We start from the raw sequence: 16,515 nt of genomic DNA, 5'->3' as shown, positions 1-16,515 counted from the left end.
CGGCTTACCCCTTTTCTAAGATCTTGCTTAAATTAGCAAAATAATTATTGGTATAAAACTTCTTGATCGAATCTTGAATCGCCATCGCATTGTAGTGGCTGCGGTTCTCGCTGATCTCAATACAGTCATTCTTAAACTCATTGATTCGGCCACTCTCGTACAACAAACCATTGGCATCATTGATCTCATCCTTTGGTCCAGTCGAAACATTGGCGGCTACGACTGGTACTCCATGAGACATTGCTTCAAGGATCGACATCGGCAATCCTTCATAAGTCGAGGTCAAGACAAAGGCAGTGGCTGAATCGATCAATTTCCAAGGTTCTCGTTGCCAGCCTTTGAAACTGACACAGTCATTCAACTGTAAGCCGTTGACCAGACGCTTGAGGCTGTCGACATCAGGACCATCGCCCCACAACTCCAACTTAGCTTGCGGTAACTCACGCTGGACCATCTCGAAGCCACGGATCATCTCTTGTAAGTTCTTCTGGTGCTGATACTCTAAGCGTCCGACATAGATGTACTTAGGATACTTAGCCACTGGGATTTGGCGCTTACTCGGTTCAATCGGATTGAAGACCGAGAAGACCTTCTCCGCAGGTATCTGCATCTTGAGCAATTGTTGCTTGATACCGGTAGAAATCGCCAAATGATAATCGGCTCGTTTGAAATACTTCCGGTCACTGACGAACATCTTCGCTAGTGAGAAATGAACCCAATCAACGATCTGATAGTGCTTGTGAAGGACTGTTCTGACCTTGTGGCTTAAATTGATATACCTCGGAGAAAGAACGATCACATCGTCTGCCTTTGTAAAGATCAAGTAGACCAAAAAATTCACAACACCGAACAATCGCATCGACTTGTTGCTACAAATTCTTAAACCATAATGACAGTTGCCTTGACGATCGAAGACATCCCCGTTGTGATAGGCAAACGGTAAGACGAATCTGACTTGCAAAGAGTCGCTGTGATGGCTTGAAAAATAACTATTCCATTTTCTAAGTACCGTCTCCGTACCGCCAATATAGGGCGGGTAAAAATACGGTACGATCACATCAATACGTTTCATGCGGCCACTCCGGAAAGATATATGTGTTCGATCGCATTGACCATGTTCATAACGTCATACTTCTTTGTAAATAATTGATAGCTGGCCTTGGCGTCTTCACCCTTGTGATCGATCACTTCTTTGAAGGCTGCGACTAGTTTTTGGTCGTCATTCAAGATCTCATCCGTTAACAAAATACCGTTATGATGGACTAACTCCTTGTGCCCGATCACATCAGTAATGATCAGAGGCATCTTCTCCGAAATTGCTTCTAGAACAGAGAACGGTTGACCTTCGTAACGAGAAGTGGAGATGAAAATATCGGATTTTTCTAAGTAGGTATAGGGATTGGCGTGGAAGCCGACGAACTTGATCTTATCGGCTAGACCTAAGCGGATAACTTCTGCTCGGCATTCGTTGAGCATCGGCCCGTCACCGACCCAGAAGAAGCGACTGTCGGGAATTGCTGCCGTGATCTTTTGGGCTATCTTGATGAACAATTGCGGATCTTTTTGAAAACCACAGCGAGCAACATTGATGAAGTCGATGTTGGGATGGGAGATCTTCTCATATTCATGGAACGGTACACCGTTATTGATCACGACTGACTGGGACTGCTTGACTAATTTGTTGTCCAATGCGTACTTCTCTTCACCGGAAGAAACATGGATCACCTTCGTAAAGAAGTGGCTCATGAATCTCTCAGCTGACTTCAAGATGTGATTCTTCAACCAGCCTCGGTCCACTTCGGAGAAGTAAGCGTGCGGTGTGAAGACAACCGGAATGTGGTCGTGATAGATCATCTTATAGAGCACCATGGTGATACCAGCGATCGTACTGTGTGCATGAACTAATTGAATCCTCTTAGTGACGATCAACTCATGCAACTTCTTCATCAGTGACAAATAGCGTATCGGATGCTTGGGAAAATCTGAGAGGCGGTCGTCAGTCAGATACTTAGCAGGCACTTCCGCTCCACGCTTAGAACTGACCATCGTCGTCATCTCAATATTCTTGTTATTAGCGAAACGGTTTAAATAATCGATCTGGCGCTTAACTCCACCACCATACGATTCACAAATCTCTAAGACTTTCATATCATCACCTCATTAGTCGTGCGTTCAGTACGCTCCATTGGGTTTAAAAAATAAAATTACGGTCCGAAATAAAATCTCTAGATCGAACCAAGCGTTACGTTCGTTGATATAATCCACATCCAGTTGGACCATCTTATCGAAGCTAACATTACTTCTGCCACTGACTTGCCATAGTCCGGTACATCCCGGCTTGACATCCAGTCTTTGAAAATCAAACTTAGTGTATTTTTTGACCTCATCAGGAAGCGGCGGACGTGGTCCGACCAAACTCATCTGACCCAGGACTACATTCAACAATTGCGGTAATTCATCCAGGCTGTACTTGCGAATAAACTTGCCAATGTGCGTTACCCGCGGATCATTCTTCATCTTGAACATGGCTCCAGCTATCTCATTCTTAGACGCTAGTTTTTGGCGTTGCTGGTCCGCATTGACACACATTGAACGAAATTTGAACATTTCAAACGGCTTGCGTTCTTTGCCGACTCTGATCTGTTCATAGAAGACTGGACCGTGGGGGTCGTCAAACTTGATAGCTAAGGCAATGACCAAAAAAACTGGCGATAAAATGATCAAACCTAACAAACAAGCTATGAGATCAAAGCACCTCTTGAAAGTTCGATATACATAACGGTGCTGTTGATAGGCAACATCAACTGCTTTTTTAAAATATTCCATATAAAACGCCCCTTTGAATTTCCCACTATTCAAACGAGCTGATACCCTTAACTCTTCTTGGTCCCATAATATTCGCCACCGTAGTAAACGGACTTTTGGACCGTGACTCGATTCATGATGGCACCAATAATATGGGCGTGAACTAATTCCAGTGATTCCTTAGCATGTCTGACACCGGCCTTGATGGCGATGCCTTGCGGTACGACCATCACTACTCCGTCAACGACTGACGCTAGAACTTGTGTATCGGTGACCGTATTGACTGGCGGTGCATCTAGGATCAGAATGTCGAATCTCTCTTCTAGTTCCTTGAGTAATTGCTTCAAACGATTACTGCCGAGTAATTCAGACGGATTGGGCGGGATCGGTCCGCTGGGGATGATAGAGAGATTTCTGACCAAAGCTGGTTGCAGGATCTCGTCCACCTTGGCCGTTCCCAATAAGTAATTTGAGAGCCCGATGCGATTGTCGATACCAAAGGTCTTGTGGATCGTTGGTCGACGCAAGTCAGAGTCGATCAGGACTACCTTTGAACCTTGATCTGCACAGGTCACGGCGAAGTTATTGCTGACGGTGGACTTGCCCTCAGAAGGTGCTGACGAGGTGAAGACGATCGACTTGATCTGTTTGTCCACTGCGGTGAATTGAATATTGGTCCTAACGGTACGAAATTGTTCTGCCACCGCGTCTTGGGGATGGTTGTAAGTGATCAGATTCACACCGTGCTTTTGGCTAGTGGAATCCAACTTATTCTTCTTTATTCCAAACATCGCTAGACCCTCCGATCTTTCAGATTAGTCACACGTACTGTGCGAACCGGCTTTGATTCTGAGACTTCTTCATAAGACTTCTTGCTGATCTCACTGATCTGTCCCAGATTGACCCAGCCCATGTCGTCAGTTAAGAAGCTCTCGTTGATGACTGTCTTGTCAGTCGCTTCACGGATCAATGCCAAGCCACAACCTAGGATCAAACCTACTAACAAACCAGCCGCTAAACTAAGCGCCTTTCTCGGACTGTACGGAGTGCTACTTGGTGATGCCGTTGAAACGATCGAAACATTATCAACACTCATGATCTTGCCGACCTTTTGCTTGAAGACCTTAGCTGTCAAGTTAGCGATTGCTGCGGCTGTATTCGCATCAGTCGACTTGGCAGTCACGGAAAAGACCTGCGAGTTCTGTTGATTACTGATTGAGATCGACTTCTGCAAGCCAGTCTCTGAACCCGGATAACCAGGATACTTCTCTACTTCTTGATTGACTTCATCCAGCACCGTGGGACTAGTAATAATGTCCTTGTAAGTACTGATCATCTGAACATCTGCTTGAACTTGCTGATACTGAGCCGCCTGCAATTGATCGGACATCTTCCGATTGACCAAGATCTCAGTGGTCGACTCATATTTCGGACTCAGGACAAAGAACGTAACGAATCCAGTCGCAAAGACAGTGATCAAAGTCGTATAAATAATCATTTTGATATGCTTACGAAGTATGCCGAAGATCTCGATCATACTAGTCGTATTAGCCATTTGTTCTGATTTCACAGTCTTCCTCCCATGGACGTTTTCACTACAAATCAAAAATTATATTTCTCCTGTAGCTACGACAAATGATAAAACATGTTTAAACATATGAGATAGTATTTAGAATCAATCTTACGATTTGTCTAGTTTGTGAAATCAGCCAAAAAAAATAGCACTTAGACCAAAGTCTAAATGCTGTTGAGGCTGTAAGGGATGATGTCTCCCAAGTTGTTGATCAGCTTGTAATAAAAGATTGCCAAACCGACCACGACCACTACTGTGACCAGTGTTAAATCGACTAACTTTCGATTCTTGAATCTTCGTGAAATAGCCAGGACCATCTGCGGGATCGAGATGATCGAATAGATGGCGAAGTAGTCGGCCATGCGAATGATCAATTGTGATTTCATCCCCACAATGTAGAGGATCGCCCCGATTGCTGTCATGAAAACCGTAAATCCTGCTGCCTGATCGTCTAAAATATCAGTAATAAAAATCGCTATAAGAACTAATGCTAGTAAGAATATCCCCAAAAGCAACGTGCCACCGCCAGAGACCAAGACCGCATCCGTGTACATCTGATAGTGATCGAAGAGCTGTGAAAAATTGTTGAGTAAATTAGCTAAGAACAAGTTGGACAATGCCGCCAGAACCGCCATCACACCAAAAGTAAACTTGGACTTCTTAATAAACCACACGATGTACCCGACAATGGCGAAGATCGCCGTACTGTGGATTCCAATCGCTAAGACAAACATGATGACTGATCCCAGCAAGTGGTGACGTGATAACAGTGCCATCGCCAACATGACCATCGAGACAGCTAACATCTGACGTTGAATGTTAAAACTCTCAAAGTAAAAGTAAAAAGTCAGATAGACATAAATACTCAAAAACATTAAGTCTTCATCACCAGAGAATAGCTCGACTGACTTCAAGATACAAAAGACCGTCGCTAATGACAGTATAAATAGGAAGACATGATAATTACCGTTAGTCAGATGATCGACTACACTACTCAATGCCGAATAGACCAGCGTCCCATTACCATTGAAGCCCGAGTTCTGCGCCAAGTAAAAACTGACATACTGGGGCGTATCAGTCCCAACAATGCTAGAACGCAAGCCCAACAGTAACGTCAAGTGCGTTAAGATCAACCAAAAGTAGGCACGTCGATCCTGATAATAAGTATTAGTAAATAAACTATAAATAATAAAAATCACTAAGTTGATCGAGTAAAAAATCATTGTTCTTACCCCACAAATATCTTTGTAAGTAAGAATATATCATTTGTTTAAACAATTCTATCTTTTAGTACTAAAAAAGTTCCGCAAAATTAATTGCCGAACTAATTTAAGGTACGACTTCTAAATAACCACCGCGTACCATCAGCTAGTTTGACCGCTAGCCAATTCATCAACTTCGCCAAGAATAGCTGCCGTACTAAGTCGATCACTGTACAGGTCAGATAGACTACTGTGGCAACCACGAAGCCCATACCAACAGAGCTCAACAAAGTCTTGTATTGCGCATTATTGACAAAAGTCCACAGTGCTACCCGGATCACCACATTATCGTGAATCAAGTACACTCCCAGCGTTGCCGATGAGATCGTATTGATAAAACGATTGCTGCCAAGACGCCAATCTTTGGCTAATAAGAACAGTGAAAATGAAGTCAAAACTATTGGTAACTTGTTCTGAAAAATAAAGAAAATAGCATAGTCCATAAAGAATTGATTAGACTTACCCAAGATATTCAGATCCGCTACCAAGAGCAAAGTTATCAACACCGACCCGTAAAAGATCCAGCGCAACGACACTTTACTGATATGCAGTTCGTGATTTCTCATGAAGCCAGCTACTAAATATAGGTAGACAAACCAGGCATAGTCACTGTAACCAGCCAATTTCAGATTCGATACCGTTGGGATAATGACCCAGATAAAAGTTAAAAATGATAATAAGAACAGATACGACCGCCTATTCAAGTGATGGATCATCACGTTCAAAAACGGTGACAAGCAGAGCATGAATAGGAAAGCATTGACGAACCAGTATTCTAAAGGAATCGGGAATATCAGATGAATGATATTGGTCTTATTCAGATACGGACTGTTGCGGTCGAAAAACCAATATATCCCTAACACCAGATACGAATAAAATAATGTCTCCAGTAATGTGCGATAGATCCGTTCCAGTTTGAAAGTCTTATTTACCAAGAAATAAGCACTGATCAAAACGAAGATGTTGACACCAACCTTGCCAAAGGAAGTTACTAGGTTAAGACCGACCTTCTGCCATGAAAAAGTCCCCTCATAGAAAGTTCCGTGGATACCGTAATGATGCAATACGATTAAAAACATACTGATGATCCTCAGTAGTTCAAAGTTTGATTGTCGTTGTTTCATGATTTCCCCCATGGAATCAATTATAAAACAAAAAGACGACTTCGCAATTACCCGAAGTCGCCAATAATAGTTATCTGTAAAGTTTAGCTTAGTACACTATTTTGATCATCACGCAAATCAGATAGTTCATCGATGATCTTCTGAAACCTATCTTCAGGGATGCGTCTGTCGCCTGATTCATACTTCACGAACCGATCCAAAGGTATATTCAATGCTGCCGCAGCTTGCTTTTGTGACAAGTTCATTTCACGTTCCAATTTGATTATTTCCAGTGACAAATCAAATTGCTTAGATCCCATTGCCCTCTTCAAATATTCATTGTCAGCAAATATTGAGGAAGTTGAAAAATCATTTGTTCTCAATTGAAACATCCTTTCAAGTCGCATATTCAAATCAATGGCTCCGCATTTAATGGTAACATTTTGGATTGTAAAGTTCATTTACAAAGGGCAGACAAATTGGAAATGTTGGCGAATTATCACTCAGCTAATTCAGCGACAAAATCGTTGCGCTTAGTATAAGGAATCGTTTCAATGTCTTCACTATCAAATAAAGAAATAATATTTGCATCAATGCTTTTTTCATTGTCATTAATAAACGTATAAAACTTAGTTTTTCGCTTTAAAACATCTTTAGTCAATCTGACATCAGTCGCTAACGCCTTAGCGTAATATTCATTTCTAGGAGAATTCATAGTCTTAATAAGCTTATCTGGTATATTCTTGATTCCCGCAATCGTAAAATCATATTTGTGTGTCATACCCGAGTTACTAACGAACGTTGGATCTTGTAATACACGGATATTATTATCTTCAAAGAACCTGGCAATTTCATTTTTAAATATGTCATTAACGTTTGAATCAGATAGCATAAACATATCATTGATAAATAACATTGCCTGAATCAAAAAGTTTTGTGCTCTGGGAAATCCTGCTGTACTTTTTGTTTCTATATATAATTCATTGTTTTTTTTATCTAAGTTAACCGCATATGATTTCAATTGCGTCTCTAAAATCTGTCTGCGTTTTTTTGAACGCATTATCTTGATTCCCTCAGATTCTAAATCATCCAAAACATAACCGCCGTCAGTTAATCTTATACCATCATCACTTTTTACCGCATACAAGATCAAGGAATCATTATGCCTATCTAAAAAAGGAGTATCTATTCTGATATAAGAAGTGTTAAGTCTATTAAATGAGAAATTCCTATTGTAAAGCTCTTTTACTTCCCTTTCCAAACTTAAGGTATCTAAACTACTCTTCAAAATAAACACTTCCTTTCAATTAATGCAGCAAATATTATTGTTCATTGTATAATGATACTTTATCTTCCTTTGAATTCGAACCTTTTTCAGGATAATAAACTGAAGCAGACAAAACCTTCTGATCAGGCTTTTTGCATCTCTTACAGTTCTTACGGAACTTATGATAATGTACCTCATACTTAACGTGTAAGTTATCATCCAAAAATAACATTATAATATATCTGTTTATTATCCATTTGGGCATATACCATCTATAACGATTATTCTTACCTCTGTCTTCGAACTCTAATCTTAAAATTCGACGTTTATAATGACCTTCATTTATTATCTTTTTACGCTCCTCATTGGCTTTTCTAGCCTCTTCAGTACCTTTTGAAGGATCATTCTTCAACGGAATAAATTCTTCAGCTCCTGATAAAAAATCCAAGAGATGTGATTGAAATACCCACAACTTTTGAGTTTCATGTTGTTTGACGATTTTCTTATTTATAAATTTCCCAGCATTCAAGGATTCAGAAACATCTGCCGAATTCTTACAAAAATCCTTGAATTCCTTTTCGCTAGGATCAAAGTGATTCTCTAAAATCAAATGATCATCACTGTTATTACATACTAACACCTCGTAACCATGTTCCTTGTAATCATCATCCATCGCATCACTCAAAGAAATTCCCAAATTAGAGTTCTTGGCTTCTCTGAATGAGAAAACAGCTCCCGCAAATCCTAAGGCAGTTACTACAACATTCGCCCAGTCAGCAATATTTCCAAAATCCATATACATCTCCCCCAAACATATAAATATATTTTTATTATATAGCAATGATATAGATATTCGTTGTTGTTAGGGATCTTATGTGGGTAAAAAAATAACACCCCACAAACATGGAGTGTTAAGTCTAATTCAAATATTAATATAATGAACTAGTTGTTGTAGTAGTGCTTGGTACATATTGAATGTTACCAGTCTTTGCACTGTTCAAGTCCAAACTCTTACGTAAAGCATCTGTTTCACGTTGTAGTTCGCTCTTAGTTACAACTTGCAAGTTTTGACCATTAACCTTCTTAGCTGTACCTTGTAGGTGATCTTCGCTGACATCTTTAGTAGCGTCACGGTAGTCAGTACCGATTGTCTTCAAGTTGTCAAATGTTAGATCAGTTAGAACTTGGTCAGTTAATGAGTTGATGAAGTCTTGGTTCAACAGTGTTGAAATTGAACCTGATTGTTTAGCAATAGCAGTCAAGACGTCACGTTGACGGTTTTGACGACCATAGTCACCATCAAGATTGTTACTGTTCATACCAGCATATGCCAATGCCTTAGCACCGTTCATATGTGTCTTAACACCCTTAGTGAAGCTGTATCCACCAAAGCTGAATGTTAATGTTGGTGTAACATCGATTCCACCAACTTCATTGATAACCTTCTTCAAGCCACCAACGTTAAGTAATACGTAGAAGTCGATAGGAACATTAAACAAGCTTTGAACAGTCTTAACACTTGCTCCAGCTTGTCCTAATTCGTAAGCCTTGTTGATTGGAGCTGGTGATTCCTTCTTGTATCCAGGGATGTTAACAGCAGTCTCACCAGAGATACTGTTTACAGTTGTCTTATTAGTTTTAGGATTAATAGTGATAACCATCATACTATTAGTATGACCCTTGTAATTTCTATCTAGTTTAGCAGAACCAGAATTAGTACCCATAACCAAGATCGAGATAGGTCTCTTTGAGCTTAGCTTGTTACCAACATCATGTGCACTTACACCAGATGATTGGAACGAACTGTTGACTGATTCTTTAACACTACGGTATTTTGACATACCCATAGCAGCTCCACCAAAAACAAACAAAAGAAGAAATGCGATCAGCAAAGTTCTTAAGTTGCGGTTCTTGTGGTTCTTATGTCTATTTTGCATATGTTCTCCCCCTATATGATTCAAAAAATATATTTCCTCATTTATGTAAATATACTTTTTGATTATGAATAATTAAGTTCATATCTCCATTATACTTTTTTTTTACGGCTTTAATACCGTTTATGAAGAATTAATATATTTTTTTATCCGCCTCCTTTGGTTAACAGCTGTTTAAATTCAGATATAAATTTAACCCTCATTACAAAAATCATAAAAATATATATACCAACTCCAACAAGAACTTCAAATAGCATCATTGCCCACGATTTAGAAAAATTAATATCCATCAAAAAAACTATAACAAACATAACAAATCCCGATATGAAATATTTGTTAGTATCAGTAAATAGTCTTCGATAACTAATATCATTTTTTAAGATATACAGTTGGTACATTGTTACAGATAACTCAGATATTACAGTTGCAATACTAGTGCCAACAGTTCCGAACATAATTATAAGTGGAATGTTTATAATAAGATTAACAAATAAACCCAATAAAATAGATATTGTATACTCTTTTACACGCTTTACAGGCAATAAATACTGAATCCCAAGAGTATTACTCCATGCAATTAACAATATTACTATTGACTCAATCATCAATACAGGTATAACGGGTATAAATTTATCAGTAAAAAAGAGTGGAACAAATTTTGGAGATATTGCCATAATTCCAAACATCATAGGAACGGATAATAAAGTTACAAAATTAAAGCTTTTATAAAGATATTCTCTAGTTTTACCATACTCACCGTTTACAAACGCATTTGCAACATGGGGCAACATAACAGTACCCATAGATGTGACAATGGCCAAAACAAGTTTTACCATTTTATCAGATTGATCAAAAAAACCTGCTGCTTGAACCGAGACCATCGATCCTAACATTGTTTTATTAACTATTAAATAAAATTGCATAGCACTTTGTGGAACAAAGAGGACTAAAGATGGAAATAAATGTTTCCTTAAATTTAATTTACTAATTTTAGAATTACCAATATATCTTGGTAAACTTGGAAATAAGGTTAAATTACCAATAAGTACAGATAACGAGATTATCAATATATATATCGTTAAATCTGAGTACGTTTTAACAAAGATAAAAATACTGAACAAAGTGATAATTTTAATAATGCTGTTTCTGAATACTGTAATGGCAAAGTTCTCTACTCCCATAAAAAACCAAGAAATATCAAATAGCGATGCAACAATAGATACTGATTGTGCAAGATAATATATCCTATACTGATTTGTTTTTAAAAAGAACAAAATAAAAACAACAATTGAAATAACAATCATGATGGATCTTAATAAAAAAATCTCATAAAATGTTTGTTTTAGCCGTACCTTATCGTCTCTAACAAAAGCTATTTCTCGATTACCATATAAATTAATGCCTAATCCGCTGAATAGAATAAAATACTGTATTATTGAGTTAGTATACGAGTTAATGCCAACTCCCGTAGGACCAAGAACTTTGGATAAATAGGGTATCGTTAATAACGGAACCAATAATATAAAAACATGGTATGAGGCATTATAGATAAAATTTTTTATAACTTTCATTACTGCTCCTACAAACGAATAAAATTACGTTTTACTTTTCAAACTTAGACTTAAAATTAAACTTATTCTCCAAAGTATCTCTAATTTGTTGTATCTCTTTATCAAAGTTATATGATTCCGCATCATTAATACATATTAGTGGATGAATTGGATTTGATAATTCCGATATTATATTATCAATATTTTTTAGCGAATAATATTTACTTACCTTCATACTTCTAGGAATAAATTCCCCATCAACCATTCTTTTGTACCTTATAAAGGAATGACTTATATCGTCATTAGTTCTAAATTTATTAGCTGATGTTTTTTTGAATTCCTCAGGAGCCAATTCTCTCGCTTTTCTAAACTGAGTTTTCGTATATGGTATTGCAATATGTAAATCTAAGAATCCAGGGAAATTATTCCACGGACTCATTAATAGCGTTCTTATAACATTTGTACCATATTTAAAATTAAAAAACTTAGAATAATGATTTTTTATAACATTCTTCTTATCATAATACTTATTTATGAGTTGAATATTATTATTATTTATATTGCTAATACCGCCATAAATTGGAATAATTGGAGTAATTATTGCAGAGTCTTTTGGAATTCCATTTTCAAAAAAAATATTCTTTTTGATATTATCATTAACAAAGAAATCATCATTAAAAAGAACAAAATTTTCAGACAGTCCCTTGATTTTGTCCAAATTTAATTCAATTGCATTTGAATTAAACACAGGTAAATTTCTTTCATCTAAAAAATCTTTATGATCAACAACGGAAACCTTTGAATAATCTGAATTTAACCAACTAGGGCATTGATTATCAGTTACTAGAAAAATATGATTAACCCAATTAGCGTACTTCTCAATAGATCTAAACCAATATTTTAAAGTATCGTAATCCCTATACCTCTCATTTGAATTCAAAGCTGAACTAAGTATCTCTCCCGTATACTTGCTTTTTTTGATTGACCACTTTTTATCACTACCGTCAACCCAAAGTAATACAAAATCTATCTTCATAAATTCCATCCTTTCGTATTTTAAATATGAATTTCTTATACGTCACAATATTCTAAAGCAAAAAAGCAATAAACACCTGATGATAAGATTAAAGATAACTTAGCCCATAAAAATATAGGGAATGACATTTCCTAAGTTATTGGATAACTTATAAATAAGAATTACCAAACCTACGGACATAAATAGAGCCACAATTAATATATAAATTATACTTTTATTTTTAAATCTAAAAGAAAGGTATTTAGCCATTGATGGTAGTAAAACCATCGAATAAACCCCAAAATATACTGCCATTCTGATTATCAACTGCGAACTGCTACCTAATATATATAGAATTCCACCTACTTGGGTCATAAATAAGGCAAACGACACTTTTTCATCCTTTAAAATATCAGTAAAAGTAATTGATGAGACTATCATTATTATCAAAAAAAGGCCCAGTATTGCTGTACCTCCGTTAGTAGAATACTTAGTACCAAAAACGGTATTTTCATACATAGAATAATGTGAAAAATATCCAATAAAGATCATCAAAATTTTATCCATAAAAAATGATAGAATTGCTATGAACGCACTCATAATGAATAACATACTTTTACTTTTTTTTATTTTCCAAATAATTAAGCCGAGAATGGCTATAATAGCTGTACTATGTATGCCGATTGCAATAAATAATAATATTAAAGATTTGATGATTCTATTATTACTTGTTTCATTATATAAGGTCATCATCGCAAACATTGATATAGCAACAGCTAACATTTGTCTTTGCATGTTAAAACTTTCAAAATAATAATAAAAACTAATATAAATATAAAAGTTTAGAAAAAAATAATCCAAACCATGATTATAAATCATAAATGATTTAGAAAATAAATAGATGGTTAAAAATGAAAGTACAAATATGAAAACGTGGTAATTTCCATTTGTAATATTCCAAATAAACTTACTTAGTAAATTATATATACTTGCACCATTACTATTAAAAGTAAAATTTTGAGATTCATAAAACGATACATATTGTGGGGTATCTGTACCCACGGTGTATGATCTTAAACCCATTAGTGACGAGAAGTGAATAACAACAACCCAAAAATATACTTTAGAACGATTTAAGTATGGTATTTTAAAGAAAGCACTATATAAAATAAATACGATAATATTTGATATATAGAAAATCAAAATGACCTCCTGGAGAAATTAAAATTGTTTTACTTTTGATGCTTATAAAATAGATATAATAATTTATAGTTTTTTCTACCTAGAAGGCTAAGATACGTTCCAATCAAGACTTTTTTATTAGTGATTTTCTTTAATAAAATCAGATTTCTACAATCAATAATTTCTTTCCATAATATATCTGAACTTTCTTTAAAATTATCATCACCAATCTGTAGCCAAACATTAGAATAAGCTGCAAAAAGTCTACTTTTAACTAAAACACTTAAATCAGGAAATGTGTTACAAACAATGCGTTCAACCTCATGACCAACTTTTATAATATCCATTTTTTTTAAATCAAAGGATCTATTTATAGTATTGTCATTCCTTTGAATATAAAAATAGTCTGGAGCATCAATATATGAAACCGTATCAGATAAACATATGGCATTTATGCAAACTAAAAAATCCTCATATATCAGTCCTTCGGGAAATTTTATATTACTAAATAGTGATTTTAAAAACATCTTTCCACAAACTTCTACATCAGGTCTTTGATTTAAAACCTTTTTTAATGCTACTTTATTATTATCAATTTCTAGCTTTCTATTTCTCCTGCGATCACCTTTAATACATTCACCATGACTATCCATTAATGTAAGTCCAACCATAGACACATCCTCACCATGGGATAATCCTCTCAATAAATCTAATAAGTAGTTACTAGACACAAAATCATCACTATCAATAAATGTAACATACTTTCCCTTTGACTCATTTAAACCAACATTTCTTGCAGAACTTCTTCCCTTATTAGATTGACTAATAACATGTATTCTAGAGTCTAAATGTTCCCAATGTTCTAACTTCTGCAAACTATTATCGCTAGAACCATCATTTATAATCAATACCTCGAAATTCTTATATTTTTGACTAATAATCGATTTTATACATCTATCAATATATCGTTCAGAATTATAACAAGGTACAATGATACTTACTAAATCATTCACTCTTTACTTACCGACCTCTTTTAAATTGTTAAATCTATGCACTCATTAAATTATATATATATCCATTAAACGATTATATAATTTCTCATAATTGTATTTATTATCAAATAATTTGCGACCATTTATGCCCATCAACTTTATTCTATCTTTGCTCATTTCATGAAACTTTGAAATAACATCATTAAGCATTTCTATAGATTCTGACTTAAAAACTAGCCCATTAAATCCATTACGAACAATTTCCGGTAAGCCCCCCACATCAGAAGCAATTACCATTTTACTATTCTTACATGCTTCCAATGCTACTAGTCCAAATCCCTCCCATCTGGATGGAACAATAACCGCATCACAAAATTTAATGTAGGAATCAATAAGGTTATTTTCAACCCATCCCACTGATTTTACATTTCTAGGAAGCGCAACAGGCTCATTACTTTCCAAAACCGATCCACCTATCATAACCAGCTCTATATTATATTCTTCAAAATCAATATTTTTTAACAGGAAATCTAAGCCCTTTTGTTTATCAAATCTTCCAATAAATAGAATTTTCTTGCATTCTTTATCATTTTCATAAGGATTAACAATTTCATGATATTCAATTTTTGACGGAATAGAATTGTAAATCAAATACATCTTATCAATCGGCAAACCTAATTGAATCGATTTTTCTTGTTCGTCTTTCGAAATGTTAATAATAGTACTGGTTTTAATAGATAAAATCATTTCAATAACTTTGAAAATCCACTTTTTAATTTTAGAAATATCTTCTTTATTAAAACTCCAACCATGAGCACAATAAATGACCTTATACTTTGCTGATTTAACAAAATAAGTAAATCTAACAAGACCTGCAAAACTGCTATGATAATGAACAACATCAGGATCATACGAATCAATAATTTTTCTAATTGAAAGTAATTTAAAAATTCCAATGATACTTCTTTTATAATCAAACTCTGCATTTATAAATTTACTAGAATGAAAATCAAAAGATTCTGAATTATAATTTGAATTAATTAAAATCACCTTTTCAACTCTCTCATCATTGAGTTGCTCACTGATTAGATTTCTAAGGTAAGTGGCGACACCACCAGATGCATATTCTGCTACATGTACAATTATCATAACTAATACGCGCCTTTACCAAAAAATATACTCTTAAAATTTCCATACACTATTTTACAATCCATACCAAAACTTATGTGACTCACATAATACTCTTCAATATTTGCTCGCTCAGGATAGCCAACATTACTTCTACCTGAAGCTTGCCAAAGTCCCATGGCCCCCGGCTTAACTGATAATAATTTATACTCATCATATTCTATTAACTCTGGTTCAATAACTGGTCTGGGACCAACCAAGCTCATGTCCCCCAATAAAATATTTATAAACTGAGGAATCTCATCAATGGAACTTTTTCGCAAAATTCTACCAAATCTTGTAATTCTAGGATCATCTTCAGGAGCCAATTTATAGTTGTTATCAACATATTTTTGATACAATTCTTTATTCTTATAAAGCTTCTTATCAGCATCCATAATCATTGATCGAAACTTATACATTCCGAATTTTTTACCATGATATCCTACACGCTCTTGCTTATAGAACACTGGTCCCCTATTTGAATTACTAAATGTGTCGATAGCCCATATGGCAAAAAAAACAGGACTCAGACAAATAAGTGCAAGTAAAGAAATAACTATATCTGCACATCGTTTGATTGTCCTATATATATATTGATTGGAATGTGAATTATTACTTACTAAATGAGTCTCTTTTCCTTCCATCTCCATAAATATTTCCCC

General features: G+C 35.6%; 17 protein-coding genes. All 17 read right to left on the bottom strand.

The genetic code is table 11. The features are described from left to right. Positions 1–4 precede the first annotated feature (4 nt). The 17 genes from U8519_RS07605 to U8519_RS07525 all read right to left on the bottom strand — a co-directional run bounded on the left by U8519_RS07605 (position 5) and on the right by U8519_RS07525 (position 16,503). Entirely contained in the window at positions 5–1,072 is a 1,068-nt protein-coding gene (locus U8519_RS07605; RefSeq protein ID WP_334329719.1) for a glycosyltransferase, read from the bottom strand. After that, entirely contained in the window at positions 1,069–2,148 is a 1,080-nt protein-coding gene (locus tag U8519_RS07600; RefSeq protein WP_334329718.1) for a glycosyltransferase, read from the bottom strand. The genes U8519_RS07605 and U8519_RS07600 overlap by 4 nt, the downstream gene beginning before the upstream one ends. Positions 2,149–2,172: 24 nt before the next feature. After that, positions 2,173–2,826 (bottom strand): sugar transferase, encoded by a 654-nt coding sequence (locus U8519_RS07595; protein ID WP_334329717.1) that lies wholly within the window; start codon positions 2,824–2,826, stop codon positions 2,173–2,175. Positions 2,827–2,873: 47 nt separating this feature from the next. Beyond that, positions 2,874–3,596 (bottom strand): CpsD/CapB family tyrosine-protein kinase, encoded by a 723-nt coding sequence (locus tag U8519_RS07590; RefSeq protein ID WP_334329716.1) that lies wholly within the window; start codon positions 3,594–3,596, stop codon positions 2,874–2,876. A 2-nt stretch (positions 3,597–3,598) separates the two neighbouring features. Beyond that, a complete protein-coding gene (locus tag U8519_RS07585; protein ID WP_334329715.1) occupies positions 3,599–4,375 on the bottom strand; it encodes a YveK family protein in 777 nt (258 codons plus the stop codon). A 167-nt stretch (positions 4,376–4,542) separates the two neighbouring features. Beyond that, on the bottom strand, positions 4,543–5,601 hold the full coding sequence (locus U8519_RS07580) for an EpsG family protein (RefSeq protein ID WP_334329714.1): 1,059 nt from the start codon (positions 5,599–5,601) through the stop codon (positions 4,543–4,545). Positions 5,602–5,702: 101 nt separating this feature from the next. Beyond that, positions 5,703–6,764 carry an acyltransferase gene (locus U8519_RS07575; RefSeq protein WP_334329713.1) on the bottom strand — a complete coding sequence of 354 codons (1,062 nt, stop codon included), beginning with the start codon at positions 6,762–6,764 and terminating at the stop codon, positions 5,703–5,705. A gap of 83 nt (positions 6,765–6,847) precedes the next feature. Further along, positions 6,848–7,126 (bottom strand): helix-turn-helix domain-containing protein, encoded by a 279-nt coding sequence (locus tag U8519_RS07570; protein WP_334329712.1) that lies wholly within the window; start codon positions 7,124–7,126, stop codon positions 6,848–6,850. Positions 7,127–7,242: 116 nt separating this feature from the next. Then, positions 7,243–8,031, bottom strand: coding sequence for a DUF1828 domain-containing protein (locus tag U8519_RS07565; protein ID WP_442892136.1), 789 nt, complete (start codon positions 8,029–8,031; stop codon positions 7,243–7,245). Positions 8,032–8,065: 34 nt separating this feature from the next. Beyond that, positions 8,066–8,806, bottom strand: a complete 741-nt coding sequence (locus tag U8519_RS07560; RefSeq protein WP_334329710.1) for a hypothetical protein — start codon at positions 8,804–8,806, stop codon at positions 8,066–8,068. 133 nt (positions 8,807–8,939) lie between these two features. Next, on the bottom strand, positions 8,940–9,947 hold the full coding sequence (locus U8519_RS07555) for an LCP family glycopolymer transferase (protein ID WP_334329709.1): 1,008 nt from the start codon (positions 9,945–9,947) through the stop codon (positions 8,940–8,942). A gap of 143 nt (positions 9,948–10,090) precedes the next feature. Then, positions 10,091–11,515, bottom strand: a complete 1,425-nt coding sequence (locus tag U8519_RS07550; protein WP_334329708.1) for an oligosaccharide flippase family protein — start codon at positions 11,513–11,515, stop codon at positions 10,091–10,093. A 31-nt stretch (positions 11,516–11,546) separates the two neighbouring features. Further along, entirely contained in the window at positions 11,547–12,530 is a 984-nt protein-coding gene (locus tag U8519_RS07545) for a Stealth CR1 domain-containing protein (RefSeq protein WP_334329707.1), read from the bottom strand. Positions 12,531–12,629: 99 nt separating this feature from the next. Further along, entirely contained in the window at positions 12,630–13,712 is a 1,083-nt protein-coding gene (locus U8519_RS07540; protein ID WP_334329706.1) for an EpsG family protein, read from the bottom strand. 29 nt (positions 13,713–13,741) lie between these two features. After that, the gene (locus tag U8519_RS07535; RefSeq protein WP_334329705.1) at positions 13,742–14,704 is read right to left on the bottom strand and encodes a glycosyltransferase family 2 protein; all 963 of its coding nucleotides are present in this window, start codon (positions 14,702–14,704) and stop codon (positions 13,742–13,744) included. 45 nt (positions 14,705–14,749) lie between these two features. Then, a complete protein-coding gene (locus tag U8519_RS07530; RefSeq protein WP_334329704.1) occupies positions 14,750–15,832 on the bottom strand; it encodes a glycosyltransferase in 1,083 nt (360 codons plus the stop codon). Between the two features lie 2 nt (positions 15,833–15,834). Continuing rightward, positions 15,835–16,503, bottom strand: a complete 669-nt coding sequence (locus U8519_RS07525; protein WP_334329703.1) for a sugar transferase — start codon at positions 16,501–16,503, stop codon at positions 15,835–15,837. Between the last annotated feature and the right edge of the window lie 12 nt (positions 16,504–16,515).

The organism is Companilactobacillus sp. HBUAS59699 (assembly GCF_036913575.1).
In the GTDB taxonomy this organism is placed as follows: Bacteria; Bacillota; Bacilli; order Lactobacillales; family Lactobacillaceae; genus Companilactobacillus.
Note: the sequence above shows the minus strand (reverse complement) of the source record. Positions and strands in the feature narration are given on the sequence as shown.